21 protein-coding genes and 4 tRNA genes are annotated in these 26,377 nt (G+C 68.0%); 10 read left to right on the top strand and 15 right to left on the bottom strand.

Annotation, left to right across the window (positions count from 1 at the left end; translation table 11 throughout):
* Positions 1 to 210: 210 nt before the first annotated feature.
* The 3 genes from AC3EO7_RS04640 to AC3EO7_RS04630 all read left to right on the top strand — a co-directional run bounded on the left by AC3EO7_RS04640 (position 211) and on the right by AC3EO7_RS04630 (position 4,688).
* Entirely contained in the window at positions 211 to 2,658 is a 2,448-nt protein-coding gene (locus tag AC3EO7_RS04640) for a glycerol-3-phosphate 1-O-acyltransferase (protein ID WP_431963755.1), read from the top strand.
* A complete protein-coding gene (locus AC3EO7_RS04635; protein ID WP_435590523.1) occupies positions 2,655 to 4,175 on the top strand; it encodes an HAD-IB family hydrolase in 1,521 nt (506 codons plus the stop codon). The genes AC3EO7_RS04640 and AC3EO7_RS04635 overlap by 4 nt, the downstream gene beginning before the upstream one ends.
* A gap of 69 nt (positions 4,176 to 4,244) precedes the next feature.
* Complete coding sequence (locus AC3EO7_RS04630) at positions 4,245 to 4,688, top strand: DUF6069 family protein (protein WP_431963751.1); 444 nt, start codon at positions 4,245 to 4,247, stop codon at positions 4,686 to 4,688.
* Positions 4,689 to 4,817: 129 nt separating this feature from the next.
* Here AC3EO7_RS04630 and AC3EO7_RS04625 read toward each other — a convergent pair whose 3' ends face one another.
* From AC3EO7_RS04625 to AC3EO7_RS04590, 8 genes are all read right to left on the bottom strand, one after another.
* Entirely contained in the window at positions 4,818 to 5,537 is a 720-nt protein-coding gene (locus AC3EO7_RS04625; RefSeq protein WP_431963749.1) for a polyprenol monophosphomannose synthase, read from the bottom strand.
* Positions 5,538 to 5,786: 249 nt separating this feature from the next.
* Entirely contained in the window at positions 5,787 to 5,969 is a 183-nt protein-coding gene (locus AC3EO7_RS04620; RefSeq protein WP_067790454.1) for a hypothetical protein, read from the bottom strand.
* Positions 5,970 to 6,092: 123 nt separating this feature from the next.
* Positions 6,093 to 6,788: a HEAT repeat domain-containing protein gene (locus AC3EO7_RS04615; RefSeq protein WP_431963746.1), complete on the bottom strand. Its 696-nt coding sequence runs from the start codon at positions 6,786 to 6,788 to the stop codon at positions 6,093 to 6,095.
* A gap of 11 nt (positions 6,789 to 6,799) precedes the next feature.
* Positions 6,800 to 8,353, bottom strand: coding sequence for a ComEA family DNA-binding protein (locus tag AC3EO7_RS04610; protein WP_435590522.1), 1,554 nt, complete (start codon positions 8,351 to 8,353; stop codon positions 6,800 to 6,802).
* Positions 8,354 to 8,766: 413 nt separating this feature from the next.
* A tRNA-Phe gene (locus AC3EO7_RS04605) sits at positions 8,767 to 8,843 on the bottom strand.
* A gap of 57 nt (positions 8,844 to 8,900) precedes the next feature.
* Positions 8,901 to 8,974: transfer RNA gene (locus tag AC3EO7_RS04600), tRNA-Asp, on the bottom strand.
* Positions 8,975 to 9,003: 29 nt separating this feature from the next.
* Positions 9,004 to 9,076 (bottom strand) — tRNA-Glu (locus AC3EO7_RS04595).
* Positions 9,077 to 9,170: 94 nt separating this feature from the next.
* Positions 9,171 to 9,836 carry a TetR family transcriptional regulator gene (locus tag AC3EO7_RS04590; RefSeq protein WP_431963742.1) on the bottom strand — a complete coding sequence of 222 codons (666 nt, stop codon included), beginning with the start codon at positions 9,834 to 9,836 and terminating at the stop codon, positions 9,171 to 9,173.
* 850 nt (positions 9,837 to 10,686) lie between these two features.
* Here AC3EO7_RS04590 and AC3EO7_RS04585 point away from each other — a divergent pair.
* Both AC3EO7_RS04585 and AC3EO7_RS04580 read left to right on the top strand, forming a co-directional pair.
* A tRNA-Lys gene (locus AC3EO7_RS04585) sits at positions 10,687 to 10,759 on the top strand.
* A gap of 943 nt (positions 10,760 to 11,702) precedes the next feature.
* Positions 11,703 to 12,668, top strand: coding sequence for an acyl-ACP desaturase (locus tag AC3EO7_RS04580; RefSeq protein ID WP_431963740.1), 966 nt, complete (start codon positions 11,703 to 11,705; stop codon positions 12,666 to 12,668).
* A 70-nt stretch (positions 12,669 to 12,738) separates the two neighbouring features.
* Here AC3EO7_RS04580 and AC3EO7_RS04575 read toward each other — a convergent pair whose 3' ends face one another.
* A complete protein-coding gene (locus AC3EO7_RS04575) occupies positions 12,739 to 13,389 on the bottom strand; it encodes a hypothetical protein (RefSeq protein WP_431963738.1) in 651 nt (216 codons plus the stop codon).
* A 166-nt stretch (positions 13,390 to 13,555) separates the two neighbouring features.
* Here AC3EO7_RS04575 and dusB point away from each other — a divergent pair, with 166 nt between their 5' ends.
* The 3 genes from dusB (at position 13,556) to phoU (ending at position 18,407) form a co-directional block, all read left to right on the top strand.
* Positions 13,556 to 14,698, top strand: coding sequence for a tRNA dihydrouridine synthase DusB (dusB, locus tag AC3EO7_RS04570; RefSeq protein WP_431964513.1), 1,143 nt, complete (start codon positions 13,556 to 13,558; stop codon positions 14,696 to 14,698).
* A gap of 251 nt (positions 14,699 to 14,949) precedes the next feature.
* Entirely contained in the window at positions 14,950 to 17,478 is a 2,529-nt protein-coding gene (locus AC3EO7_RS04565; protein ID WP_435590521.1) for an LCP family glycopolymer transferase, read from the top strand.
* A gap of 266 nt (positions 17,479 to 17,744) precedes the next feature.
* Positions 17,745 to 18,407 (top strand): phosphate signaling complex protein PhoU, encoded by a 663-nt coding sequence (gene phoU / locus AC3EO7_RS04560; protein WP_431963734.1) that lies wholly within the window; start codon positions 17,745 to 17,747, stop codon positions 18,405 to 18,407.
* A gap of 281 nt (positions 18,408 to 18,688) precedes the next feature.
* On the opposite strand, the gene pstB is transcribed toward phoU, so the two are convergent.
* The 6 genes from pstB to AC3EO7_RS04530 form a co-directional block, all read right to left on the bottom strand.
* A complete protein-coding gene (gene pstB, locus AC3EO7_RS04555) occupies positions 18,689 to 19,465 on the bottom strand; it encodes a phosphate ABC transporter ATP-binding protein PstB (RefSeq protein WP_067790438.1) in 777 nt (258 codons plus the stop codon).
* Between the two features lie 18 nt (positions 19,466 to 19,483).
* Positions 19,484 to 20,389 carry a phosphate ABC transporter permease PstA gene (pstA, locus tag AC3EO7_RS04550; RefSeq protein ID WP_431963731.1) on the bottom strand — a complete coding sequence of 302 codons (906 nt, stop codon included), beginning with the start codon at positions 20,387 to 20,389 and terminating at the stop codon, positions 19,484 to 19,486.
* Entirely contained in the window at positions 20,389 to 21,363 is a 975-nt protein-coding gene (gene pstC / locus AC3EO7_RS04545; RefSeq protein ID WP_431963729.1) for a phosphate ABC transporter permease subunit PstC, read from the bottom strand. Before pstC ends, pstA begins: the two co-directional genes overlap by 1 nt.
* Before the next feature lie 88 nt (positions 21,364 to 21,451).
* On the bottom strand, positions 21,452 to 22,564 hold the full coding sequence (pstS, locus tag AC3EO7_RS04540; protein ID WP_431963727.1) for a phosphate ABC transporter substrate-binding protein PstS: 1,113 nt from the start codon (positions 22,562 to 22,564) through the stop codon (positions 21,452 to 21,454).
* 336 nt (positions 22,565 to 22,900) lie between these two features.
* Positions 22,901 to 23,815: a mycothiol synthase gene (gene mshD / locus AC3EO7_RS04535; protein ID WP_435590520.1), complete on the bottom strand. Its 915-nt coding sequence runs from the start codon at positions 23,813 to 23,815 to the stop codon at positions 22,901 to 22,903.
* A gap of 129 nt (positions 23,816 to 23,944) precedes the next feature.
* Positions 23,945 to 24,706, bottom strand: coding sequence for a winged helix-turn-helix transcriptional regulator (locus AC3EO7_RS04530; protein WP_431963723.1), 762 nt, complete (start codon positions 24,704 to 24,706; stop codon positions 23,945 to 23,947).
* A gap of 185 nt (positions 24,707 to 24,891) precedes the next feature.
* On the opposite strand from AC3EO7_RS04530, the gene AC3EO7_RS04525 reads away from it, so the two are divergent.
* Together AC3EO7_RS04525 and AC3EO7_RS04520 are read left to right on the top strand one after the other, a co-directional pair.
* The gene (locus AC3EO7_RS04525) at positions 24,892 to 25,704 is read left to right on the top strand and encodes an LmeA family phospholipid-binding protein (RefSeq protein WP_431963721.1); all 813 of its coding nucleotides are present in this window, start codon (positions 24,892 to 24,894) and stop codon (positions 25,702 to 25,704) included.
* On the top strand, positions 25,701 to 26,150 hold the full coding sequence (locus AC3EO7_RS04520; RefSeq protein ID WP_431963719.1) for a thioredoxin family protein: 450 nt from the start codon (positions 25,701 to 25,703) through the stop codon (positions 26,148 to 26,150). The genes AC3EO7_RS04525 and AC3EO7_RS04520 overlap by 4 nt, the downstream gene beginning before the upstream one ends.
* Positions 26,151 to 26,377 lie beyond the last annotated feature (227 nt).

Raw genomic sequence — 26,377 nt, 5'->3', positions numbered from 1 at the left:
AGGTGTGCCCGCGGCCACACAGCACTCGCCCCGGCAAACGCCAAGAGCGACACCGGTTGTCCCGCCTGCACCGCGCGCAGACCTCCCTCCGCGCCGCCGAAGTTCCAGCCCTCGCGCATACCGAATCGAACTCGCCGCGCGGAGTTCCTGCGCACAGCGATGCGAAAGGCTTGAATGAAGGAAGCGTCACCTGCGGAGGGAAGAACATCGATGATCGAGCACCGCGGCGGCTCGCCGACGAAGTCAGCTACCGCGCCCCGGTCGGTGGTGGCACTGGTGGACGCCACCTCCGGGGTGGAGCGCAAACTGGTCGGCGCCTGGCTCGGCGACGGCGGCATCGCCAAGGAGATCGGCACCGACGCGCCGATCACCCAGCTCGACCTGGACGCGGGCGCGATCGCGGGCAGGCTGATCGGGCGCCGCGACGATCCGCTGGTCGTCCCGATCCGGGTGCTGTGGCTGCCGCCGGAGCGCGACGGCGTACGCCGGATGACCTTCGCCGATGTGGCGATGCTGACCAATCCCCGCAAACCGCACCGCCTCGCCCAGCGCAAACTGGTGCACCAGTCGCCCGACCGCTACGTCATCCTGACCGGGCAGCCCGCCCTGCTGAGCGAGCTGCGCGCCAACAACCCCGAGGCCTCGGCACTGCACGCGGCGGGAACGGCCGAACCGTTCGCGCGCGCCATTCTGCGCGCCGCGGTCGTCGCGCTGGAGCGCGCGGAGCGCTCGATCATCGGCGACCGCTACAAGGTGCCGCGGCTGGTGGCCGAAGAGATCCTGGATTCACCGGATTTCCTGCGCAGGCTCGAGCTGATCGCCGACCAGATCGGCGCCGACCCCCAGGAGGTGTACCGCCGCGCGGAGAAGGCGCTCAACGAACTGGTCGCCGCGCAGAGCAGGCTGGTCTCGGATCTGTTCACCCAGGCCATGCGCCCGGTGCACGCCTCGACGTGGAAGGTCGACACCGAGGAGTCCGGGCTGACCGCGCTGCGCGCGCTCAATCGCCGGTACCCGCTGGTGTTCCTGCCCTCGCACCGCTCCTATGTGGACGCGTTCGTGCTCGGCGACGTGCTGGCCCGCAACGACTTTCCGCCCAATCACGTGATCGGCGGCGCCAATCTGCGGTTCTGGCCGCTCGGTCCGATCGCGCGGCGCACCGGCACCGTGTTCATCCGGCGCAGCTTCGGCGACGACGAGGTCTACAAGGCGGTCGTCGAGGAGTACTTCGCCTACCTGGTGGCCAAGCGCTTCAACCTGGAGTGGTACTTCGAGGGCGGTCGCACCCGCACCGGCAAGCTGCGTCCGCCGCGCTACGGTCTGCTCAACTACCTCGCCGCGGCGGTGCGCGCCGACCGCGTCGACGACGTGATGCTGGTGCCGGTCTCGATCACCTACGAGCGGCTCAACGAGCTCGGCGCCATCGCCACCGAACAGTCGGGCGGCACAAAGAAGCCCGAGGGGCTGACCTGGATGGCGCGCTACATCCGCAGCCAGCAGCACTCGGCGGGCCGCGTCTACGTGCGCTTCGGCGCGCCGCTCTCGGCGCGCGACCGGCTGGCCGCGCACGGCGACCCGCTCACCCCGCCGCGCATCTCGATTCCCCTGCACCACACCGATTCCGCCGCCGAGCCGATCACCGACGCCGATCCGGAGACCACCGAGCGCGAGCGAAAGGCGGTGCAGCGCCTAGCCTTCGAGATCGCCGTCGGGATCAACACGGTCACCCCGATCACCGTCAACGCGTTGGCCACGCTGGCCCTGCTCGGCGTCGACGAGCGCGCGCTCACCCTCGGCGAGGTGCGCACCCTGCTCGCGCCGGTGCTCGGCTATATCGAGAAGCGCGGGCTGCCCAGCGGCGAACTCGACGCGTTGCGCGACGAGCAGAGTCTGGCCGTTGTGCTGGAACAGCTTTCGCTCGCCAAGGTGGTCACCGTCTATCGCGGCGGCTTGGAGCCGGTGTATTCGATCGAGAGCGGCGCGCACCTGGAGGCGGCTTTCTACCGCAACAGCGCCGTGCACTGGTTCGTGAACCGGGCGATCCTGGAACTGTCGATCCTGGCCGCGGTGGATTCGGATGCGCCCGATCAGCTCAGCACCGGCTGGGACGAAGCCTTCCGGCTGCGCGATCTGCTGAAATTCGAGTTCTTCTTCCCGGACCGCGCGGAGTTCACCACCCAGATCACCGCCGAAGTGCTACTCGTCGACCCGGATTGGCACGCGCGCAGCCGCAAGGACACCCTCGGCACCGACATTCTGGGCAAGCTCACCGCGTCCGGATTCATGATGGCCCACCGCGTGCTTCGCTCGTTCTTCGACGCGCAACTGGTGGTCGCCGAGCGGCTTGCCGCACGGGACCCCGGTCTCGCCATCGACCGCAAGGAATTCCTCGACGAATGCGTGTCGGTGGGTAAGCAGATGCTGCTCCAGCAGCGGCTGCACAGCCCGGAATCGGTGTCCACCGAGTTGTTCGGCAGCGCGTTGAAACTGGCCGACAACCACGGGCTGCTCGCGCCGGTGGCAGGCACCTCGGCCAAGGACCGCGCGGAAGCGACCGCGCGTCGCACCGAATTCGCCGAGCGCCTGCGCGATATCGGGGCGCGGATCGCTCAGGCGGCGGCGCTCGACCCGTCCAATATTCCGGGGGCGGCGCGATGAGCCAGGCCGCCACACCGCGCCCGACCGCCGAAAGCGCCCAGACGGATTCACCCGCCGACCTACGGACGCTGCTGTCTGCCATCCGATCCGGGCCGCAGGGTCCGGAGATCGCCGCGGTCTTCGACTTCGGCGGCGCCGTCGTCGACGGTTTCGCCCGCCCGCCGCTGTATCGCAGAGCACTGCGTGGCCGCGGCTCCGGAAGTCTTTCCGCGACGCTGCTCGGCGGCATCCGCAACGGGCTCACCGACGGCGAGTACAGCCGCTTCCTCCAGCAGGCCTCGTACGCGCTGGCCGGACGGACCGAGGACGAACTCGACGAACTCGGCGAGCGGCTGTTCCGCCGCGCCATCTACGGCCACCTGTTTCCCGAGGCGTGGCAACTGATCCGGACGCACGAGGCGGCCGGGCACACCGTGGTGCTGACCAGTTCGCTGACGCGGTTCCAGGTGGCGCCCGCCGCCGCGGCGCTCGGGGTCGCGCACGTCCTGTGCACGGCGATGGCCACCAGCGACGGCATGCTCAGCGGCTACGCCGAGGGCAAGACCCTGTGGCGCCACGGCAAAGCCGACGCGGTGCGCTCGTTCGCCGCGGCCAACGGCATCGATCTGAGCCGCAGTTACGCCTACTCCGACGGGGTCGCCGACGTGCCGTTGCTCGCGCTGGTCGGCCATCCCGTCGCGGTGAACCCGGAACGCAAACTCGCCGCGATGGCGACCGGCAACGCCTGGCCGTCCGTGGCATTCCGGCCGCGCCGGGCGCCGCGGCCGCGGGACTACCTGCGCACGATCGCGGGTTTCGCCGCACTGGTCGGCGGCGCGGTGTTCGGCGTGCTCGCCAAGGCGTACACCGGACAGCGCAGGAAGATGGCCGACGCACTCATGGCCTACGGCACCGGTGCGACGCTGCGGGCGCTCGGCGTGCGCATCCGGGTCACCGGCGCCGAGCACGCACGCTCGCCCCGCCCCGCCGTCTTCCTCTTCAACCACCAGAGTCAGTTCGACGTGATCATCGTGCCGAACGTGCTCGGCGGCGCGGTCACCGGCATCGGCAAGAAGGAGCTGACCCGCAACCCGCTCTTCGGCCCGCTGATGCGGTTCGTCGGCGTGACCTTCATCGACCGCTCGGACACCCACCGCGCCAAGGCGACCTTGGCACCCATCGTCGAGACGCTACGCGGCGGGCTGTCGATCGCGGTCTCGCCGGAGGGAACCCGTTCGTACACACCGGAAGTCGGCCCTTTCAAGAAGGGCGCCTTCCACATCGCCCACCAGGCGGGCGTGCCGGTGATCCCGGTGGTGATTCGCAACGCGGGCGAAATCTCCTGGCGCAATTCGATGATCGCGCGCCGCGGCACGGTGGACGTCGCGATCCTCGCTCCCATCGACGTGCGCGACTGGGACCCCGCCGCGATGAGCGAGCAGGTCGAGGGGGTTCGCGAGCTCTATCTCGAGACGCTGCTGAACTGGCCGGACGACGCGGTGAGTGAGGTGGAACACACTGCGCGCCACACCGATTGACCTCAACGTTTCTCGAGGTTTCAAGATGGGTCTCACAGCGAAATCACAGCTTCACCTCAGGAGACCGTCATGTCCGTCGCGCACGCCACTCCCGCACGCACCGCCGTCCAGATCCCCGCACTGAACCGCCCCGTCGCCGTCCTGGGCGCGGCGGCCGCGGCCGTGCTGGTCAATCTCGTCGTCTGGCTGATCGGCGCCGCAGCGGGCGGCTCCTTCATCCTGGTCGACGGCACGAAGACCCAGGACGTGGCGCCCGGCGGCGTCGTCGTCATGTCGGCCGTGCCACTGCTGATCGGACTGACTGCCGCCGCGCTGCTGTCCTACCGCTGGGTCGGCGTGCTGCGGGTGGCTGCGGCGGTCGGCTCGGTGCTGACGCTCGCCACCATCGCGGGCACCGTAGCCGCCGCCTTCGACACCGCGTCCACCGTGGCACTGGCGATCATGCACGTGATGCTGGTGCCGGTCATCGTGGTGAGCATGGAGGGTCTGCGCAAGCACCTGACCGAGCGGTGAGCACGCCCGAACCGATCCCCGAACGCACCAGAGCCCCGCTTCCGTCTCACGGATGCGGGGCTCTGTTGTCTGCGGTGGCCCGAGGTCGTCCGCGGTGCTGGGGTCGTCCGCGATGCTGGGGCCGTGCGGTCAGACCGAGCGGCCGAACAGCAGCTTCCACGGCATCAGCGCCGATTCCAGCTGCACCTTCAGGCTCATCTTCGAGGCGCCCAGGGTGCGCTCCTCGAACCGGATCGGCACCTCGGCGATCGCGACGCCCTGCTTGACCGTGCGGTAGTTCATCTCGACCTGGAACGAGTAGCCGTTGCTGCGGATCGAGGCCACATCGATGGCGCGCAGCGTGTCGGCCTGCCACGCCTTGAAGCCCGCGGTGGCGTCCTTCACGCCGAGGCGCAGGATCAGGTTCACGTAGAAGTTCGCCCAGGCCGAGAGGGCCTTGCGGTACCACTTCCACTCCTCGGCGGTGGAACCACCCGGCACGTACCGGGAGCCGAGCACGACGCCCGCGTCGGTGTCGCGCAGCTTCTCCAGCATCGCCGGAATCACCTCGGCCGGGTGCGAGAGGTCGGCGTCCATCTGGATCACCACGTCGGCGCCCTCGTCCAGCGCCCGGGTGATGCCCGCCACGTAGGCGCGACCGAGGCCGTCCTTCTCGGTGCGGTGCAGCACGCCGACCACGTTGGGCAGCTCGGCAGCCAGCTTGTCGGCGACCTCCCCGGTGCCGTCCGGCGAATTGTCGTCGACGACGAGGACGTGCAGGTCGGGCACCGGCAGTGCCGTCAGCCGCTCCACCGCAACCGGCAGATTCTCCCGCTCGTTGTAGGTCGGCACAACAACGGTAACCCTCAAGGGTCGCCCTCCCTGCTCACCTGGTCCAGCCCGCAGCCCACGCTGGACCCGAGCACTCGTTAGATCTGAAGATTCTGAGAAACCGTACTTGATAGACCTGATGGACACCTGAGCGGCTGCTTGCGGAGAGCAGGGCAGCGTGCGCCGCGGCCCGGACCAAGATCAAGTCACGGACCTGCGGCGACGGCGTGGACGCGAGCGGACCCGCCCGCCTTCGCGAACGAAATCGGTTCTCGCGCAGGAGGGGTGTCAGTCGCCGTCGCGCCAGGATCGGTCGCGCGCGTCCTCGCGTTCGTTGCGCGCGCGCACGATTTCCAGCGCGCGTTCGGCCGTGGCCTGGTCCGGGTATGGGCCCATCCGGTCCCGGAACCAGCACTGGCGCCCCTTCTCGGCACGCTGGTGCTTCAAGCAGTAGTACCACCGTTCAGCCATGCCCCCAGCATCCCATTTCGCCGACCACCCGGTCCGCATTTCGCCGAGCGGGACGGGGGATCGGAGGTCGGCGTCATTCTGCGGACCTGGCCGGCACCGCCCGTAGCGAGCAGGCGCCGGAATTCAGCGCCGCTTCTCGGGGGCGGGCGACCGAGGCTCGGGCCGTTCGACCGCTTCCGCGCGATCGAGAACATCGACGTCCACGGCGGAACGGCGCAACCCGTCTTGCGCCGCCTCGACCACGATTGCCGACGAGTCGGCGCTGAGCGCGAGCAGATGGGTGACGGCCTCGACGTCACCGATGCGCCCCAACGCCAGAGCGACCTGCCTGCGCACCATCTCGTCCTTGTCCCCCGCCGCCCGGGCGAGAGTGGCGGTCGCCTCCCGCGCTCCGATCCGGCCCGTCGCGTTCGCCGCGAGCGCGCGCGTCGCCGCGACCTCCGCGCGATCGACCATGATCTCGCCGAGCCGGGGAATCGCGCTGATCACGCCCAGCTGTCCGAGTGTCGCGATCACTCGGTCGCGCAGTGCGGGGCGCCGTCCGATCGCCGGGTCATCGATCATCCTGACCAGCAGCCCGGCCGTCTCGGGACCGAGGACCGCCCAGGCGTCGGCGTCCGGTGGTTCCCGCCGCAACAGCAAGTGCTCGACGCGCAACCGGAGGTCGGCAGGCGAATCCGTTTCGCCCGCTGTCCAATTCCCCTCGGGGGCCACGTCCGCGGCTCGGGGCGGCATCGGCTCGTCGTAGACGCCTTCCGCCGATCCGTCGTCCGGTTCCGAGGGCACCGGGCGATTCGATGGAAAATCACGCTTGTCCATGATGAGTCTCCCTACGGGGTTACCGAGCGCACCAGGCCGTGCTTGCGCATCCGGTTGATCTGACAGCCGGTGATCACGTGACTGTCGGCATGCGACGACGAGAAGATGAAGTTGTCGTCGATATCCGGCGAGGCGGGATCGGTATCGGCACACCCGTCTTCCTCGTCGGCGTGCTCGAGGCCCAGGTAATGCCCGGACTCGTGGGCGAAAGTCTGGCCGAGATTCACGGTGTCGCCGTCCCTGCGCAAGACCAGCCCGCTGCCGTCGCCTTCCTTGTCGACGGGACCGTCCACGGGCGAACTCCCGAACGCGCCGTCCCAGCGACCCTCGACGAAGAACACGTCCAGGTACCAGTTGTCCACGGTGTACTTGCTGCGCAGCTGGTTGATCTCGTCTTGATTGTCGATGAAGCGGAAACGCGCCTTGTCGGCTTCCATCTCCGGCGTGCCCTCGATCCGGTAGAGCTCGACGCCGTGCACGGTCATATCGCGGGACCGGAAGATTCCCGACGCTACCTCGCCGGCCGCCCGCCGGTATTCGTTGCGCTCGTTCGCCGTGAAATCGCCGACCCTGATGATGTTGTAGCCGAGGGTGCGCATCGTCCGCCACACCTGCGAGCGGGTGGGCGTGAAGCCGGATCCGCTCATGCTGTAGGTGTAGGTCAGATCGCCCTTCGCGTGGAAGACGCCGAACGCGGCGCTGCCTTCCTCGTGATAGGTGTGCCAGCTGCCGTACACCGTCGAGCGCGCCGGTATCACGATGTTGCCGGACAGGTTGAAGGTGAACGTGCCGATCTCGGTCCCCGCGTCGGTCATCCGGACGGTGACGGCTCGGCCGAGGTCGACCGCGCGGTCCTCGCCGTTCACCCAGCGGACGTCGGCGTAGCAGTACCAGCGGCGCTGACCGAAGTCGAACTTCGGCGCGCCCGCGGCCCCGGATTGGGTGAAGTGGGTTGGCGTGACGAAGATCTGGACGGGGTTCCTGGTGAACACGTCGAAGGTCGTCACGTACTCGTGCACGCCGCCGTCGGCATCCCGCAGCTTCGCGTAGACGTGCAACTCGCCCGACTCCCCCGAGACGATGTCGCCGACCGTGATGGCTCCGCGTTCGATGTCCTCCGCCGTGAGCCGGAAGTGCGCGCGTCGCATCGCCCCGGAGGGGAACAAGAAGTCGATCGAGAGGATCGCGGGCGCCACGACGCCGACGCGGAACCGGACATCCACGGTGAATCCCTCGTCGACGTACCCGTGCGCCGGGCCTTCGATGCCGATGATCATCGGGCGGATCAGGGTGACCCCGTATGCCACCTGCTCGAGCTCCCGCAGACGCTGCGCCGAGATCAGCCCCGCGTGGAACAGATCGGCAGGCGTCTGCACCGTCCGTTCCGCACGCCACCGAGCGATCCTGCCTGCCAACGCCTTTCCGATCGCCGGTTGATCACCGAGTTCACGGACGGTCGCCCGATTCAGGTCGATCGGCGCGGGCACATCCAGTCCGAGGCGACGCCGCGATGCCGCTAGTTCCGACTTCCGCGCGACGCGTCCGGCTCCCCTGTCGTGGGCCATATCCACACCTCCGGGATCAGTTCCGACCCGCCGCCGACCGGTTCGGTCGACGGCGGGGCTTCGATGTGATCCTCAAGGTAGGCAGGCGGCAGTCCGCGCGAACGAGTAGTCGGCCACCCGACTTCCCGAGCCATACCGCGCCCCGGGCAGGTACAGGAACGGTCCATTCACCGCGCCGGCCGAACAGATTGCGGGACGCGACCGTCCCGCCGGTCGGGGCTCAATCCTTCGGTAGGCCAACGGCGAAGCCGTAGGCGATGACGACACAGCTGACAACGGCCAAGACGGCGATACTCCACACGAACCAGACATTACGGACGGCGATGGGCCGCGAGGAGACCTCTGTCACACTCCGGCCAGTACCCGTATGCGCCAAACGAAAAATCCCCCCACCGGGATCGGCGAGGGGATTGTGGTGGCCAGGGCCGGGATCGAACCGGCGACCTTCCGCTTTTCAGGCGGACGCTCGTACCAACTGAGCTACCTGGCCGCAGGCACCCGTTCCGAATGCCAATGCGAAGCGCCGGATTGCTCCGGCGCTGACTTGCGACCCTGACGGGACTCGAACCCGCGACCTCCGCCGTGACAGGGCGGCGCGCTAACCAACTGCGCCACAGGGCCTTGCTCTGCTTCCAACGGTCCGAAGACCGTACCCCCTACGGGATTCGAACCCGCGCTACCGCCTTGAAAGGGCGGCGTCCTAGGCCGCTAGACGAAGGGGGCTCGTCCCGGATTCCTCCGGACCGGCTTTCAACGGCTGTCCGTTGGGAGCTCGCATAGCTTATGACAGTATCGCCGTGATTCCCAAATCAGCTGGTCAGAGGCCCAGACCGAGCTCTTCCAGCCGTGCCGACGCACGCCAGCCGTCGACACGGAACGCGGCGCCCCACTCCGGGGTGGACATCGACTCGACCACCACCTCGAGCACCTCCTGGAAGCGCGAGCGCAGATCGGTCGCGCCGCCGAGGAGGTCGAGCATGTAGCGCTGCCCCGCCAGGCCGGCGGCCAGTGTCCTGGTGAACCGGTCCGGGTCGGCGTCGGGGCGCAGCTGCCCGTGCTCGATGGCGCGCACGGCAAGCACCCTTGTCGCGCGGCCGAGGATGCGACCGCCGCCGGATTTCACGTCGCGGTAGAAGTCCGGCTCGATGATCAAGCGGTACTCCGCCTGCACGATGATGTCGTGCTCCAGCCGCAGCGCCATCTCGTCGATCATCCCGTGCAGGGTGTCCAGCGGACCGAGATCCGTTCGGGCGAGCCAGCGCTCGGCCGAGGACCGATACCGCTCCACCGCCGTTTCCAGTACCGCGCGGGCCAGATCTTCCTTTGAATCGAAATGGAAGTACATCGCCCCCTTGGTCGCGCGCGAACCTTCCAATATGCGGTTGAGCGATGCAGCGGCATAGCCGCTCTTCCCGAACTCAACGGCGGCGGACCTGATAATCGCCGCACGTGTCCGGCGGGCCCGCTCTTGCTGCCGTGCCATGCTCGAAACGCCTCCGAAGCCTACTCGCCGCCAATCGGTGCCCCCCATAGGAACGAACCCTTGGCGCGAAGTTATGAGTTTTATCAATACTTCAAACCGGGTTTTCGCCCAGTTTCAAACTTTCGGTACGAAAACTTGCGAAAAACCTGAAACACACCAGCTGGTATAGTTTGCCTGCCTGGGTGCGCCGCAGGGGGTGCGCACCCGGGCAAACATCGTCTCGGATCAGCCTCCTGCGGCATCGACTCCTTGTTCGCCACGATCGGCCGTACCGGTCGCGACACGTTCGAGCACAACAACGATAAGCCGAATTCCAGTTCGCCGGGTGTGGCGGCGATTCTTCCGGAATTCACCAAGGCGTCACCGTACCCGGAATCGCGTTCCGACACGCGGCAAACCGAAGAGTCAGGTAGCCGCCGAGTTCGGATATCTGTTACAGCAAACATCTCGCAATCAGAATCGGGCGCTTGCCGGATTTCCGAATTCGCCAGCGTGCCAGCGCCGTTCACCCGAGCCGACCGGCAGGCTCGACGGCGGCCCGCCCGCCACGCGACCATCGCCCACGCCGCCCGCGTGCTCCCCCGAGCTTCGGTCTCCCACCCTCTGCAAATCCAAAGTCCCTGGAAGCCAACATGATTGGATGATATCCAGTTCCGGGAGGAATGAACAAAGCTGGGTGCCAAATGTTTACCGGCACCATCGCATCGCGCGCTTCCCTTGTTACCGCACCCGGGGGCGCGCGTCGAACCATGCCGCGCGCACGCCCGCCACCCGCCGAACCCCGCCACTCCCGACACCGTGCCGCCCGGCTTGGGGGAAACGGACACCGCGCACTACACTTGCCCTTCGCGCCCCTATAGCTCAGTTGGTAGAGCTACGGACTTTTAATCCGCAGGTCGTAGGTTCGAGCCCTACTGGGGGCACATCGCCGCAGGCGCCCGGACGTGTTCCGGGCGCCTGCGGCGTTTCCGGGGTACGTGCGGAGCGGACGGCTTCCTTCGCCTAATTGCGCGCCAATGTTCCGGATTGCCCCCGGATCATCGCGAGGTTCGGCGGCGACGAGGCGATCGCGGTCCGTTCGGGCCTGTGCAGCGTTCTGCGGCGAAATGGCAGATCCGGAGCGAGCGAGAACCCCGGTCGGCACGATCGGTTGGCACGATTGCGGACCCGATCCAAAGCAGCGGCTGCCCATTCTCGCCCCGTTCGTCTGGGCGTCTCGCCCAGCCGTGTCGACGTCCTCGGCTGAGCAGATGCGTGGCGGCACAGGCGCGCTCGTGTCGGAAGCGCGAGGTTGGTGGTCGGGCGGCAGCGCGATCGACGGCACCCCGGGCGATCCGTTCCGGCGGCAGCCGCGTGATCGGAGAGGCGCTTGTCGAGAATGTTCGCGACCCGCTGGCCGGAGACGCGGGCGACCAGCTGGCCAATGGACACGGGCGACCAGCCTGCACACGGGCAATCAGGTGGCCCGAGACACAGGTGACGCACCGGTCGGAAACATGGACGACCCGCTGGTCGGGAACGTAGGCGACACATCGCCGATCGGCTCGGCAGGCCCGCTCGACGGGCAACCGCAGAGCGGCGTACCAAGATCGCGGCCACCGCGAGCTAACGCCTGCGGTCCCGCGGCGATAGACAAGTCGCTGCGAGCGGACGTGCCTCCCGTCACCGGACGCCAAGCTCGACGCGGCTTACACTCGGATGGTGCGCCGAGCGTCGACGTTGACGTATGAAGTGCATCACCAGGCATCGATTGTCAGCTGTATGCGTTTCGCATCACACCTACGGTGCCGTAAGGTATGGCCGCATCAGCACGGTCCACCCGGGGACGACCTGCAAGCGTGCACGCACTCAATGAAGGGCTATTACATGGCAAGGGATCTGACTCAACTCGAGCTGCTCACGGAGTTGGAGCCGGTTGCCGAACAAAACGTCAACCGGCACCTCTCCCTGGCAAAGGAATGGCATCCGCACGACTACGTCCCGTGGGATGAGGGCCGCAACTTCGCGGCACTCGGCGGTGTCGACTGGGACCCGGAGCAGTCCCGGTTGAACGAGGTCGCCAAGGCGGCCATGATCACGAACCTGCTCACCGAGGACAACCTCCCCTCCTACCACCGCGAGATCGCCGAGAACTTCTCACAGGACGGCGCGTGGGGTACCTGGGTGGGCCGCTGGACCGCCGAGGAGAACCGGCACGGCATCGTGATGCGTGACTACCTGGTGGTCACCCGCGGCGTGGATCCGGTCGCCCTCGAAGAGGCGCGCATGGTCCACATGACCAACGGCTTCGCCTCCCCCACCGAGGCCGACGCGGGCTTCCTGCACTCGGTGGCCTACGTGACGTTCCAGGAACTCGCCACGCGTGTGTCGCACCGCAACACCGGCAAGGTCTGCGACGACCCGATCGCCGACCGCATGCTGCAGCGCGTCGCCGCCGACGAGAACCTGCACATGATCTTCTACCGCAACATGTGCGGTGCGGCCTTGGACCTGGCCCCCGACCAGGCCATCGAGGCCATCACGCTGATCCTGGAGAACTTCCAGATGCCCGGCGCAGGCATGCCCAACTTCCGCCGCAACGGCGTGCTGATGGCCAAGCACGGCATCTACGACCTGCGCCAGCACCTCGAAGAGGTCGTGCAGCCGGTGCTGAAGAAGTGGAGCATCTTCGAGCGCGACGATTTCACCGCGCGCGGCGAGGAAGTGCGCGAGCGGCTCGGCAACTTCCTGGAGAAGCTGAGCAAGGACGTCGACAAGTTCGAAGAGCAGCGCGACCGTATGCTCGCCCGCGAAGCCAAGAAGCGCGAACTCGCGGGCTCCGCCGCGATCTGATCGCAGACCGAAAAGCAAGCGCCGCCGCCGGAATCATTCCGGCGGCGGCGTCCTTTTATCGAGACCCTATTCAGTTCAACGGCAATGCGCCGTCGGTTCCGCCGACATCGGTGATCTTCCAGCCGGAGTTCTCGTCCAACGTGACGTTGTAAGTGACCGTGGTTTGCGCGCCTTCGGGGCTCTGCGCATTCGTGGAACTGACGTTCACGAAGACATTCACCTTGTAGACGCCGTTGTCCTCGGAAACGACCTTGGCGGAAATGGGCGAGGCGGTCGACGTCCACTTCAGCGGAACCAGAATCTGCTCCAGCTTGGGCGCCGTCGCGTCGAATTTGTTCGCCAGCTGCGGGGTGGTGTTGGCCTTCAGTTTGCCGACCCACGCATTGATGTCCTGATAATTGACGGTCGCGGCGCCGACCGCGTAATCGGTGGCGACCTGTTCGGCGCGGCGGTCGTCGGCGGCGCGCTGATCTCGTTCGTCGAGATCGCTCTTGGCCGACCACCACAGGACGGCGAACAGCACGGTCAGCACGCCGAGCACGCCGACAGCCGCGCCCCACAGCACCGACGACACCGGAATCGAGACAGTGGCGCCGGACTTCGGGGCGGGGGCTGGATCGTCCTTCTTGTCGAGGCGCACGTCCGACGGGTTCTCACGCTGTTCCGCGGCGGTGGCCTTGTCGTCGTCGGGCGTGCCCGATTCGATGTCCTCGGCTGGCAATGGGTACTCCGATGTCGTGTGGATACAGCTGACTGTCCCAGACTAAGCCGTCGAGCACCTTCCGCATGCGGGAAGGTGCGCCCACCGCCGCAAGTGAATCAGCGCACGTCACGCCACGGCGCCGCTGGGTCGAGCGGGCCCTGATGAGACACTGGAACGCGTGACGATGACTACCGAGGCGCCGACCACGCTGCGGATCGGGCCGTATCCGGTCGATCCGCCGGTGGTGCTCGCGCCGATGGCGGGCATCACCAACCTGGCCTTCCGCAAGCTGTGCCGCGAGTTCGGCAGCTCCACCTCCATCTACGTGTGCGAGATGATCACCGCCCGCGCGGTGGTGGAGCGCAACGAGAAGACGCTGCACATGATGTCCTTCGACGAGGACGAACACCCGCGTTCGATGCAGCTCTACGGCGTCGACCCGGCCACGCTGGGCGAGGCGGTGCGCATCATCGTCGGCGAAGGCTGGGCCGATCACATCGATCTCAACCTCGGCTGCCCGGTGCCGAAGGTGACCCGCCTCGGCGGCGGCGCGGCCCTGCCCTACAAGCGAGCGCTGTTCAGCCGGATCGTGCGCGCCATGGTCGGCGCTGCCGAGCCCGCGGGCGTCCCGGTGACGGTCAAGTTCCGCATAGGCATCGACGACGAGCACTTGACCTACCTGGACGCGGGCCGCATCGCCGAGGCCGAGGGCGCGCAGGCCGTCGCGCTGCACGCGCGCACCGCCGCCCAGCGCTACTCCGGCCAGGCGGACTGGTCGGCCATCGCCCGGCTGAAGGAGGCGGTGACCACCATCCCGGTGCTCGGCAACGGCGACATCTTCTCCGCCGACGACGCGGTCCGCATGATGGCGGAGACCGGATGCGACGGCGTGGTCGTCGGTCGCGGCTGCCTCGGCAGGCCGTGGCTGTTCGGCGAGCTGCAAGCGGCGCTGCGCGGCCAGGAACTGCCCGAGGCGCCGAACCTGGGACGGGTCGGCGAGGTGCTGCACCGGCACGGCGCGCTGCTGTCCGACCATCTGGGCGAGGAGAAGGCCATGCGCGATCTGCGCAAGCACATGGCCTGGTATCTGATGGGCTTCCCGGTCGGCGCCGATCTGCGCCGCGCCTTCGCCACCGTGTCCAGTCTCACCGAACTGGGCGACCTGATCGGCAAGCTCGATCCGGCCGCGCCGTTTCCGAAGGACGCCGAGGGACCGCGCGGGCGGCAGGGTTCGCCCGGCAAGGTGGCGCTGCCACACGGCTGGCTCGACGATCCGGACGATCCCGCGGTACCGACCGCGGCCGACGTGATGCACAGCGGAGGCTGACCGACTGCGATCCGACGCCGCTGCGACGGGCAAACCGACACACGCCGGAACTGCCCTGGTATCGGCTGTTTCGGCACTGATTTCGCTACCATCCGGTTACCGAACAACAGCGAATTGCAAACGGCTTTGCGGCGTATTCGATCTCGCTCCGGACTGGCCCGCCGTGGCGGAATCGTTATCATTGGCGAAATCGGTCATGCTGGTTCGAGCTCGGCGCCGGCGGCAGCAAAGACGAAAAGCGAGGTTCGTTGGTGGGTGACGATCGGCACGGGCGTGCGCCAGGGCCCGGAGGTCGCGCCCCGTGGGAGCGCTATCCCACGGCGGACAACCCCGAACGAGACGGCGCGCGGACGTCCCGCCGCTCTCGGCACACCGATGGCGCGACCGACGCGGGCTCCGCGCCGCTGACTGTCCAGGATCTGGTCGAGAAGGTCGACAGCGAGCGCATCGGCCGCAGGCGCCGCGCCGACGCCGGTGGCCGCCCCGATCGCCGCGCGGAGACCGCACCGGGCTCCACCGCACCCGCACACCCCGCCGACCCCGCCGCGTCGCGTCGCGCGCCCGAGGGACCGGCTCCGCAGCAACGCCGCGCGCCCGAAGGCCCCCAGCGCGGGGCACCGCAGAGTCCACAGCGCGGTGCGCCGGAAAACGTCCAACGCGGGCCTCAGGGCGCTCGGCGCGATGCGCCCGATACCGCCCAGCGCGGCGCGCCCGATACCGCCCGGCGCAGTGCGCCCGAGGGCGCCCAACGCGGCGCACCCGAAGCCACCCAGCGCGGCGGCCCTGAGACCACTCAGCGCCGCCCTCCGGACAGCGCCCAGCGCCGTGCGCCCGAAGGCCAGCGCGGCGCGCCGAACGCTCCCCTGCGCAATGCGGCACAAGCGCCCCCGCGCCGGGCCCCGGAATCCACCCCCGCGAAACCCGCCCCGGGCGCTCGACCCGAGGAAGCCGCGGCGAAGCGTCGAGCCGCAGCGCAGGCCGCGCCCGGCCGGCAGGCCCGCCGGGCTCCGTCCGTCGTCGTGGACGACATCACCGGCTCGTCGCCTGCCGCCCCGCCGCGCCGGGCCGCCGAACCTGCGGAGCCCGCCGAAGAGGTCACCGACGTACTGCCCCCGCTCGATGAGCCGGAGGGCTCCGCGACCGAGAAGTGGCCGACGACCGAGTCCGCCGCGACACCCAAACCGGCGGCCAAGTCCGCCACGTCCAAGATCGCGGCCCCGTCCAAGTCCGTCGGCGGCCCGCCGCTGTCCCGGCTGGCCGCCTCGAAGCAGCGGCGCGACCGGCGGCTGAAGACCGCGGGCCGGGTGTCCGCCGCGCTGGTCGCGGTGCTGGTGCTGGTGATCACGGGCGGTGGCTGGAGCTACATGCGGTCGACCACCAACAATTTCACCCAGGTCTCCGCCCTCGATGAGAACTCAGAAGACGTCATCGATTCCAATGCCCAGCTCGGCGACGAGAACTACCTGCTCGTCGGTACCGACACCCGCGCAGGCGCCAATGGGCAACTCGGCGCGGGCACCCTGGACGACGCCGAAGGCTCCCGCGCGGACACCACCATGCTCGTGCACCTCCCCAAGGACCGGAGTCGGGTCGTCATCATGTCCTTCCCCCGCGACTTGGACGTGACCAGACCGCAGTGCAACGGATGGGACGGCAACAAGTCCTACACCAAGGAGAAGTTCCCGTCCGCCATCGGCGACAAGCTCAATGCCGTCTACAACCTCGGCGGCCCGATGTGCCTCGTCTCCACGATCCAGCGCCTGACCGGCGCCTCGATCAATCACTTCATCGCCATCGACTTCGCCGGCTTCGAGACAATGGTCGACCAGATCGATGGCGTCGAGGTCTGCGCGACCAAACCGCTCGTCGACGGCGTACTCGGCACCATCCTGGAGCAGCCGGGCAAACAGCGCATCAACGGTGAGACCGCGTTGAACTACGTGCGGGCCAGGCACGTCTACGGCGAGGAACGCAGCGACTACGACCGCATCAACCGACAGCAACGCTTCCTGGCCTCACTGCTGCGCGGCGCACTGGCGAGCAAGATGCTCTTCGATCTGGGCAAACTGAACGGTTTCATCAAAGAGTTCACCAATCACACTTTGGTCGACGAAAAGACCAGGCCCGAGGATCTGCTGATGCTGGGCCGCTCGCTGCAGAATCTCGACGCAGGCACGGTCACCTTCCTCACCGTCCCGACCGCGGGCACCACCACTTACGGCAACGAGATCCCCCGCGAATCCGACATCAAGGCGATCTTCAAGGCGATCCGCGACGACCAGCCGCTGCCCGGCGAGAAGCCGACCGCCCACGACGACGCACCCGCCCCCGCTCCGGCCGCACCGACGCCGACGAAGTACACGGCGGTGGATCCCTCCACTGTTTCGCTGCTGGTCTCGAATGGCTCAGGATACGACGGCCTGGCGCGCACGGCCGCCACCAAGCTCGGCAACCAGGGCTTCACGATCTACAACACCGCCAACTACGCCAACGGCACCTCCCAGACCACCAAGGTCCGCTACGGCGCAGGCCTGGAAGCCGAGGCGGCCACCGTGGCCACCTCGATCCCGGGCGCGACGATCGAGGCCGCCGACGATCTCGGCGGGATCGTCGAGGTGGTCGTCGGAGTCGACTCGGCGAACGGCGTCGTCGTCAAGGCGCCGACGCCGGTCGGTGACGCGATCACCAACGTCGTGACGAGCACCTCGACGGACTCGAAGCCGGTCGAACTGCCCTCGGACCTGGAACACGTCAACGCGGGCGAAGAGGTCTGCAAGTAGGCGCACCGCCGATACCCGACGGCACCCCTGAGAGCCAGGGTCGAATCGAATATGCACCCCAGCTGGTAATCGAGCTCGATTCATCGCCGGACTCCCGTGCACGCGCACGCTATGACACTTGTCACGCTTCCTTCGAACCTGGCGCACGCGAACGCCGCCGACGACGTCCGCGAGCGAGTCCGGGCTCAGCTGCGAGGACCCGGTAGCACCCGTCATTCACCCTCCGTTGGTGACTTGGACAGGGCCGGGAACTAGTGTCTGGTTTTATGCGTGTCATCTACAACGAGCAAATGGCCGACCTCGCCCACCTGCTGGGCGAGATGGCCGGTCTCGCGGGTACGGCCATGGACCGGGCCACCCAGTCGCTGCTGCAGGCCGATCTTTCGCTTGCGGAGCAGGTGATCACCGAGTCCGACCGGATCGCCGAAATGATCACCGACGCCGAGGAGAAGGCGTTCGCGCTGCTCGCGCTCCAGGCGCCGGTCGCGGGCGATCTACGCCAGGTGGTCAGCGCCATCCAGATCGTGCAGGACGTGAACCGGATGGGTGCGCTTGCCCTGCACGTCGCCAAGGTCACCCGCAGGCGCCATCCGAATCACGCGCTGCCCGAATCGGTGAACGGCTACTTCGCCGAGATGGGCCGCATCGCGGTGAACATGGGCGCGGGCGCGAAGGAGGTCCTCGAGACCCGCGACCCCGAGCGCGCCGCCCAGCTCAACCAGGACGACGAGGCGATGGACGATCTGCATCGCCACCTGTTCACCCTGCTGATGGACCGGGACTGGAAGTACGGCGTCGCCGCGGCGGTGGACGTCACCCTGCTCGGCCGCTACTACGAGCGTTTCGCCGACCACGCGGTGGAGATCGGCCGCCGCGTCATCTTCCTCGTCACCGGCGTGCTCCCCGCAGACCCCGACACCGAAGCCTGAAACGCGCCGCCCGACGCGCACTGCTGCCGGGCAACAGCAGAGGGCACCCGCGGATCGCAAGCACTTCTCGGGCCCCGGCGGAACACGCCGGGGCCGAGCTGCATACAGCTCGATCAGTTCCTCGCACACTCTTCCCACGCTTCGCAGACGTTGCGGCGTCTGCGAAGCGTGTGAACCCCGCGCGAGGACGCCTGCCGCCGGCGGTCGGCGCCGGGCATGCCAACCAGGACAGACAGAACGGCCCGCGCGAGTTTCGCGCGGGCCGTTCTCGTTTGCGCTTTCTAGCCGAAGCGACCGGAGATGTAGTCCTCCGTCGCCTTCTGGCCCGGGTTGGAGAAGATCTTCTCGGTGTCGTCGATCTCGATCAGCTTGCCCGGCTTGCCCTGGGCCTCCAGGTTGAAGAAGCCGGTCTGGTCGCTCACGCGCGCGGCCTGCTGCATGTTGTGCGTCACGATGACGATCGTGAATTCCTTCTTCAGCTCGGTGATCAGGTCCTCGATCGCGAGCGTGGAGATCGGGTCGAGCGCCGAACACGGCTCGTCCATCAGCAGCACATCGGGCGAGACCGCGATGGCGCGGGCGATGCACAGACGCTGCTGCTGACCGCCGGACAGACCGCCACCCGGCTTGTCGAGGCGGTCCTTGACCTCGTTCCACAGGTTGGCGCCGCGCAGCGAGCGCTCGGCGACCTCGTCGAGTTCCTTCTTGTTGCGCACGCCCTGCAGCTTCAGCCCGGCCACCACGTTGTCGCGAATCGACATGGTGGGGAACGGGTTCGGCCGCTGGAACACCATGCCGATGGTGCGGCGCACGCCGACCGGGTCGACGGTGGCGCCGTAGATGTCCTCGCCGTCCAGCAGCACCGCGCCCTCGACGCGCGCGCTCGGGGTCACCTCGTGCATGCGGTTGAGCGAGCGCAGCACGGTGGACTTACCGCAGCCGGACGGGCCGATGAAGGCGGTCACGCTGCGCGGCAACACGGTGAGCGAGACATCGGCAACCGCGTGGAACTTGCCGTAATAGATGTTCAGGTCTTTGACGTCGATACGCTTGGCCATCCGAATATCCGTTCGCTTCTATCGGTTCCGCGTGAGCAGCTTGTTGACGACCGCCGCCGCCGCGTACAGCAGCGCGATGAGCAGGATCAGCGTGAGCGCCGCACCCCAGACTCGTTCGCGGCCCGCGGCCTCGGGGTTGGCCAGCTCTTGGTAGATCAGCAGCGGCAGCGAGGCCATGTTGCCGTCGAAGAGGTTGGTGTTGATCGACTTCGCGTAGCCGACGAGCACCAGCACCGGGGCGGTCTCACCCATGACGCGGGCGAGCGCGAGCAGGGTTCCGCTGATCATGCCGGGCGCGGCGGTCGGGATGACGATCCGCACGATGGTCTTCCACTTGGGAATACCGAGCGCGTAGGAGGCCTCGCGCAACTCGTCGGGCACCAGCTTCAGCATTTCCTCGGTGCTGCGCACCACCACGGGCAGCATCAGCAGCACCAGCGCCAGCGACACCGCGAAGGCGCTCTGCGGGGCGCCGAACGTGGCGATCCACAGCGCGAAGATGAAGAGCGCCGCGACGATCGAGGGCACGCCGGCCAGGATGTCGACCATGAACGTGGTGACCTTGGCGAGCCTGCCACGGCCGTACTCCACCAGGTAGACCGCGGCCATGATGCCGAGCGGCACAGCGATGATCGCCGCGACCGCCGACTGGACGACGGTGCCGTAGATCGCGTGGTAGACGCCGCCACCGAACTGATCGGGCAGGATGCCCTTCTGCGACTTCTGCCACCAGTCGAGGGAGGCGATCGCGCTGATGCCCTTGCTGATCACCATCCACAGCACCCAGCCGAGCGGCACGAGCGCGATGGCGAAGCAGGCGGTGACCAGGCCGGTGGCGAGGTGGTTCTTCACCCGCCTGGCGGGGCTCACGTGCCGGAAGGTCGGGGCCTTGACCGGCTGGTCGAACTTCGTCAGCGTTGCCATCAGCCGTTCACCTTTCCGCCTGCCGCGAGCCGGGCCAGCGCGTTGACCACGAATGTCAGCGCGAACAGCACGAAGCCCGCGGCGATGTAGGCGCCGGTCGGCAGCGGCGAACTGAATTCCGATGCCGCCGAAGCGATCTTGGAGGCGAAGGTGTAGCCGCCGTCGAACAGCGACCAGCCACCCGCCTGTGCCGAGGTGCGCAGCACGACCAGTACCGCGATGGTCTCGCCGAGCGCGCGGCCGAGGCCGAGCATCGAGCCCGCGATCACACCGCTGCGCCCGTAGGGCAGCACGGTCATCCGCACGACCTCCCACTTGGTCGCGCCGAGCGCCTGGGCGGCCTCGATGTGCGAGACCGGGGTGAGGTTGAAGACCTCACGCGAGACCGAGGTGATGATCGGCAGGATCATCACCGCGAGCACCACGCCCGCGGTGAAGATCGTGCCGCCGCCTGCGATCGAGACGTTGCCGTCGGAGAACAGGAAGAACCAGCCGAGGTTCTCGTTCAGGAAGCGCTGCACCGGTTCCAGCTCCGGGGCGAGCACCAGGAAACCCCACAGACCGAAGACGATGGACGGCACCGCGGCGAGCAGGTCGACCAGCATCGCGAACGGGCGCGCCAACGCCTTCGGCGCGTAGTGGGTCAAGAACAGCGCGATGCCGACGCCGATCGGCACCGCGATCGCCAGCGCGAAGATCGAGCTCAGCACCGTGACCATGAGCAGGTCACGGATGCCGAACCGCAGGTTGTCCGCGTTGGTGGTGCTGAACTCCGTGCTGGTGAAGAAGTTCACCTGGTCGGCCCTGAGCGAAGGCACTGCGCGAATCAAGAGGAACAGCGCGATCAACGCGATGGACGCGACGATGATCGCGCCCGCTGCCGTCGCGAGCGAGTGGAAGATCGCCTCGGCGCGCTGGCTGTGGGGCGGACGGCTCTTCACCCGGGCCGGCTCGGTGTTCGTATCACTCGGCATTTGCGCAGTATCTCCAGCCGCCGACGGGCCCGTCGAGTCCGACGAGCCCGGTGCGGTCACCTCAGGGTGCACGGTCATGGTTATGCGATCAGGAGATGGCGTTGATCGCGGTGGTCAGGCGGGTCTTGAACTGCTCGGGGATCGGGATGTACCCGCCCTCGTCGAGGCCCTTCTGGCCGTTGGTCACGGCGGAGGTCAGGAACGCCTTGACGGCCTTGCCGGTCTCGGCGTCGCTGTACTTCGAGCACACGATCTCGTAGGTCGCCATCATGATCGGGTAGGAGCCCGTGGCGGTCGGCTTGTAGAACGAGCTGGTGTCGAGGATGAGGTCGTTGCCCTCGCCCTTGATCTTCACGCCGTCGATGGCCTTGCCCGCGGTCTCGACCGACAGCTTCACCGGGTCCTTGCCCGCCGAGGTGACGATCTGCGAGACGGAGAGGTTCTGCGACTTCGCGAAGGACCACTCGTTGTAGGTGATCGAGTTCTTGGTGCTCTTGATCGCGGCCGAGGTGCCCTCGTTGCCCTTGGCGCCTTCACCGACGCCGCCGTTGAAGGTCTTGCCCGCGCCCTTGCCCCACGCGCCGTCGGAGGCGGCGTCCAGGTAGAGCTGGAAGTTGTCGGTGGTGCCCGACTCGTCGGAGCGGAAGATCACGGCGATCTTCTCCGAGGGGAGCTTGGCGTTCGGGTTCAGCGCCTTGATCTCGGGCGCGTCCCAGGTGGCGACGGTGCCGTTGAACACCTTGGCGGCGGTCGGGCCGTCGAGCACCAGGTCGGTGACGCCGTCGATGTTGTAGGTGATCGCGATCGGGCCGAAGACGGTCGGCAGGTTCCACGCCGGCGCGCCGCAGCGCTCCTGAGCCTTGGCGGGCTCTTCCTTCTTCGAGCTCAGCGGCGAGTCGGAGCCACCGAAATCGGTCTGGCTGCCGAGGAACTCGTTCACGCCCGCACCGGAGCCGCTGGAGGTGTAGTTCAGGGTGTAGCCGTCGCAGTTCGCCTCGTAGGCGGCGATGAAGCGCTCCATGGCGTTCTTCTGGGAGGAAGCGCCACTGGCCTTCAGCGACTTCTTGCCGCCGCAGGCGACGCTGGTGTTGGCGGCGTTGCTCGGGTCGCCGGTGGTGTTGTCGTCGCTGCCACAGGCGGCAAGGGGCATGGCGACAACGGCCAGCACACCAACCAGGGCGCTGCTGCGCTTGAGATTCACTATTCCTCCGGGAATCGCGTCCGACACGCCCGGTCCCTCACCGGCCCGGGCGGGTGTTGTGGTGCCGTTCGCGGGGAACTTGCGCACCAGGCAGCGGCTGCACTGCCCTTAAGTAACGTAAAGTCGCCCGGTTGACAGTTGGACCAAGCTGAGTGAACGCAAGGTGAACACCCCGGCGCGATTGGGTCTGTTTTGTGTGACATTTGCCGCAGCTTTACTGAGCGGCCCCGGGTCGTCACTTTCGCGCCATGCGCCGTTGGGGTTTCGGCCGAATTGCGTCAGATCCTCGACGCTGGGCCTCGCTTCCCCCACGGGCGGCGAACCGCTTCGTTCGAGTCAGTTCCGATCGGTCTCCTGCGCGGCGTAGGCGACGTCGACGTGTGCGGTGGTGAAGCCGAGGCGGGTGTAGGTGTGGACGGCGGCGGTGTTGTCGGCTTCCGTATAGAGCAGTACCTCCGGAAGCCCGCAGTCGCGCAGGTAGTGCAGACCCGCGAGGGTGAGCAGGCGGCCGAGGCCGCGGCCCTGGGCGGCGGGATCGATGCCGACGATGTAGACCTCGCCGACCGCGGGCCGCTCCTCGTGGTGCACCTTGGTCCAGTGGAAGCCGAGGATGCGGGCGGGGTCGTCGGAGGCGGTGGCGATGAACAGGCCTTTCGGGTCGAACCACGGCTCGGCGCGGCGTACCTCGATATCGCGTTCGGTCCAGCCGCCCTGCTCCGGATGCCAATGGAACGCGGCGTTGTTCACGCGAAGCAGCTCCGCGTCGTCGGCGGGGCCGGAGTAGGTGCGCAGGACGAGCCCGTCCTGGACCGTCAGCTCCGGTAGCTCGGGTGTAGCCAACGGGCGTCGCATCTGCCACAGCTCGCGCGCGGTCACGAGGCCGAGCCGGGCCGCGACCGCCTTGGCCGCGGGTCGGTCGCCGTGCGCCCATACCCGCGCACCCGCCCCGCCTTCCGCCAGTGCGGCGCGCACGAGTTCGGTTCCGACACCGCTGCCACGGGCGCCGGGATCGACGGCGGCTTCCGTCATCGCGGGGTGATCCCCGTGTGCCGGAACGAGATTGGCGTACCCGACGATCGCGCCCGCCCGCTCGGCGAGCAGGTGCCTCGCCGAGCCCTTCTCGTTCAGCGAGAGGACGGCCTGTTCGGAGACGGGGGCCACGCCGTCGGCGGAGGTCGCTCGCCCGAGCAACTCGCGCACTGACCGCGCGGTGTCGGCATCCAACTCGTCGGCCCATCGCACGTCGACCATGCCCTGCCCCTTTTCATCCCGGCGTCGCTCCGTACGCCATCGCCCGCGGCACCCTCTCGGCGCCGCTCTCGTCCGCAGTGTGTCAGCGCCGACAGCCGCTCCGGCATTCCGGCGGCCCGCGCGTGCTTGCTACTGCACCGAGCCGTTGAGCGGCGTCAGGGTGGAGTCGTCGCCCTCGGTGTCGTCGTCGGGGAACGTGACGGGCTCGCCCTTCGTGGCGGTGCGCGACGGGCGGACCGCCTTGTAGCCGACGTTGCGCACCGTGCCGATGAGCGATTCGTACTCACTGCCGAGCTTGGCGCGCAGACGACGGACGTGCACGTCGACGGTGCGCGTGCCGCCGAAGAAGTCGTAGCCCCACACCTCCTGCAGCAACTGGGCGCGGGTGAAGACCCGGCCCGCGTGCTGGGCGAGGTATTTGAGGAGCTCGAACTCCTTGTAGGTGAGGTCGAGCGGACGGCCGCGCAGCCGGGCGGTGTAGGTGCCCTCGTCGATGACGAGCTCGCCCAGGGTGATCTTGCCGGTGTTCTCGGGGCTCGCGACGCCGCCGTTGCGACCGACGAGCAACCGCAGCCGCGCGTCCAGTTCGGCGGGACCGGTGCCGGGCAGCAGGATGTCGTCCAGCCCCCAGTCCGCGTTGACCGCGACCAGCCCGCCCTCGGTGAGCACGGCGACGACCGGCACCGACGAACCGGTGCTGCCGAGCAGGCGGCACAGTCCGCGGGCGGCGGCCAGATCGGTGCGGGCATCGACCAGCGCGACGTCGGCGGTGCCCGCCTCCAACAACGACGCCACCTCGGTCGGAGCAGGCCGCACGTTGTGCGCGAGTAGCGCGAGCGAGGGCAACACCGACTCGGGGTTGGGGTCGGAGGTCAGCAGGAGCAGCTCCACAAGCCCTCCTCCCATCTCGTAGCGCCGAAGCTACGGCAGCATCGCCGAAGCCGCATCGCTAATACACAGGTAATCGAGTGCAAGATTAGCGCGTCAACCCCGATGACCTCGCCATCCGGGTGAGCGAAGTGCCGCCGACGAGACCGTCGCGACTCGGAACGCGCCGTCGCATTACTGTTCATGGCATGCGCAAGCTGATCATCGGACTGCTGTGTCTCGCGGGTTTGGCGGTCGTCATCGATTTCGGTGCCGCCGCCTACTCGGAGTACCGCGTCTCGCGCACCCTGCGTGAGGGGGCCGATCTCAGCGCCGATCCCGAGGTGACCATCCACGGTTTCCCGTTTCTCGCCCAGGCGCTCGACGGGCGTTATCAGAGCATGGTGATCCGCGCGGCCGCGGTCCGTCCCGACATCCCCGGCGAGATCTCGGTGGACGCGACGCTCACCGGCGTCCGGGTGAGCCTGAGCGACCTGGCCGACGGCACTGTGCGCAAGGTGCCGGTGGAGAAGGTCCAGGCGGCGATGCGCATCGAGCCGGTCGAGCTCGGCCGTCTGTTCAATATCCCCGACCTGCAAGTGCATTCGCGGCCGGCGGACAAATCCGACGGAACGGGCGGCTCCGGCGGCACCGGCATGACCACCGAGGGCGCGCTCGTGCTCACCGGCACGCTGCCGGGCAGCACCGCGCAGCCGGGCAAGTCGGGCGCGCAGAGCGGTGACAAGGTCGCGGTGCAGGCCGAGCTGACGCTGGACGGCGACCAGGTCAAGATCGTCGCCACCGGCTTCTACCGGAGCAGCGATACCGACCTGACCACCACCGCCGTCGTGTCCGAGGCCGACCGGCCCGCGGTGCTCGCGCGCTTCACGCGCACTATCGATACGAAGGACCTGCCCTTCGGCGTGCGCCCGACGAAGGTGTTCGCGCTGGGCGGGCAGATCTTGGTCGAGGGCAAAGGAGAGAACGTGACGATCGACCTGGACCAGCTGCAGAGACCATGACCGAACTCACACTTCTCGCTCTCGTTCTGCTCACCGCACTCGCCGTCGGACTGGTGCTGCGCGGCCGCCAAGGCAAGCTGCGCGCCGCCGCGCCCGCCGCCGAGACCGGCTCCGCGCGCGCCGACCTGCTCGCCGCGGTAGGTGTGACCGGGTCCGGTCCCGCGGTGCTGCACTTCTCCGCCGACTGGTGCGGGCCGTGCGTCGCGGTTCGCCGGGTGGTTGCCGGAGTCGCGACGGACCTGGCGGAGACGCCGCGCCCGCCGCAGGACATCGAAGTCGACATCGATGCCGAACCCGCGCTGGCCAAGGAACTGAACGTGCTTTCGCTGCCGACCACGTTCGTCTTCGACATCGAGGGCCGCGAGCGCTTCCGCATCTCGGGTGTGCCCAAGCCCGGCGATCTGCGTACCGCGTTGGCCCCCTTGACGGGGCAAAACCAGTCGTAAAGCCGCTGGACCGCGACTGTGACGCACCCCGGGTCCAATTCTCCGGCCCAATTGGGTAAACTGCCTTTCGTGCAATCCGACCACGAGCTGATGCTCACCCGACGCCGCACAGTGGATCTGTGTCGGCTCGGTGGTTGTTGCTGCCTGTGCCGCTGATCGGTCGGCTGTCCCCGGATCTTCCTGACGCCGACCGCTGCCCGCCGCGCGAGTGATTGGTCAATCCCCCG

It is taken from the genome of Nocardia sp. bgisy118 (assembly GCF_057708605.1).
This window is presented reverse-complemented; position numbering and strand designations above follow the sequence as displayed.

What these genes read in the sequence shown, in the direction of transcription:
- AC3EO7_RS04640 (WP_431963755.1), top strand. Translation starts at nt 211, where the DNA reads ATGATCGAGCACCGCGGCGGCTCGCCGACGAAGTCAGCTACCGCGCCC.
- AC3EO7_RS04635 (WP_435590523.1), top strand. Translation starts at nt 2,655, where the DNA reads ATGAGCCAGGCCGCCACACCGCGCCCGACCGCCGAAAGCGCCCAGACG.
- AC3EO7_RS04630 (WP_431963751.1), top strand. Translation starts at nt 4,245, where the DNA reads ATGTCCGTCGCGCACGCCACTCCCGCACGCACCGCCGTCCAGATCCCC.
- AC3EO7_RS04620 (WP_067790454.1), bottom strand. Translation starts at nt 5,969, where the DNA reads ATGGCTGAACGGTGGTACTACTGCTTGAAGCACCAGCGTGCCGAGAAG.
- AC3EO7_RS04615 (WP_431963746.1), bottom strand. Translation starts at nt 6,788, where the DNA reads ATGGACAAGCGTGATTTTCCATCGAATCGCCCGGTGCCCTCGGAACCG.
- AC3EO7_RS04610 (WP_435590522.1), bottom strand. Translation starts at nt 8,353, where the DNA reads ATGGCCCACGACAGGGGAGCCGGACGCGTCGCGCGGAAGTCGGAACTA.
- AC3EO7_RS04590 (WP_431963742.1), bottom strand. Translation starts at nt 9,836, where the DNA reads ATGGCACGGCAGCAAGAGCGGGCCCGCCGGACACGTGCGGCGATTATC.
- AC3EO7_RS04580 (WP_431963740.1), top strand. Translation starts at nt 11,703, where the DNA reads ATGGCAAGGGATCTGACTCAACTCGAGCTGCTCACGGAGTTGGAGCCG.
- dusB (WP_431964513.1), top strand. Translation starts at nt 13,556, where the DNA reads ATGACTACCGAGGCGCCGACCACGCTGCGGATCGGGCCGTATCCGGTC.
- phoU (WP_431963734.1), top strand. Translation starts at nt 17,745, where the DNA reads ATGCGTGTCATCTACAACGAGCAAATGGCCGACCTCGCCCACCTGCTG.
- pstB (WP_067790438.1), bottom strand. Translation starts at nt 19,465, where the DNA reads ATGGCCAAGCGTATCGACGTCAAAGACCTGAACATCTATTACGGCAAG.
- pstA (WP_431963731.1), bottom strand. Translation starts at nt 20,389, where the DNA reads ATGGCAACGCTGACGAAGTTCGACCAGCCGGTCAAGGCCCCGACCTTC.
- pstC (WP_431963729.1), bottom strand. Translation starts at nt 21,363, where the DNA reads ATGCCGAGTGATACGAACACCGAGCCGGCCCGGGTGAAGAGCCGTCCG.
- mshD (WP_435590520.1), bottom strand. Translation starts at nt 23,815, where the DNA reads ATGGTCGACGTGCGATGGGCCGACGAGTTGGATGCCGACACCGCGCGG.
- AC3EO7_RS04525 (WP_431963721.1), top strand. Translation starts at nt 24,892, where the DNA reads ATGCGCAAGCTGATCATCGGACTGCTGTGTCTCGCGGGTTTGGCGGTC.
- AC3EO7_RS04520 (WP_431963719.1), top strand. Translation starts at nt 25,701, where the DNA reads ATGACCGAACTCACACTTCTCGCTCTCGTTCTGCTCACCGCACTCGCC.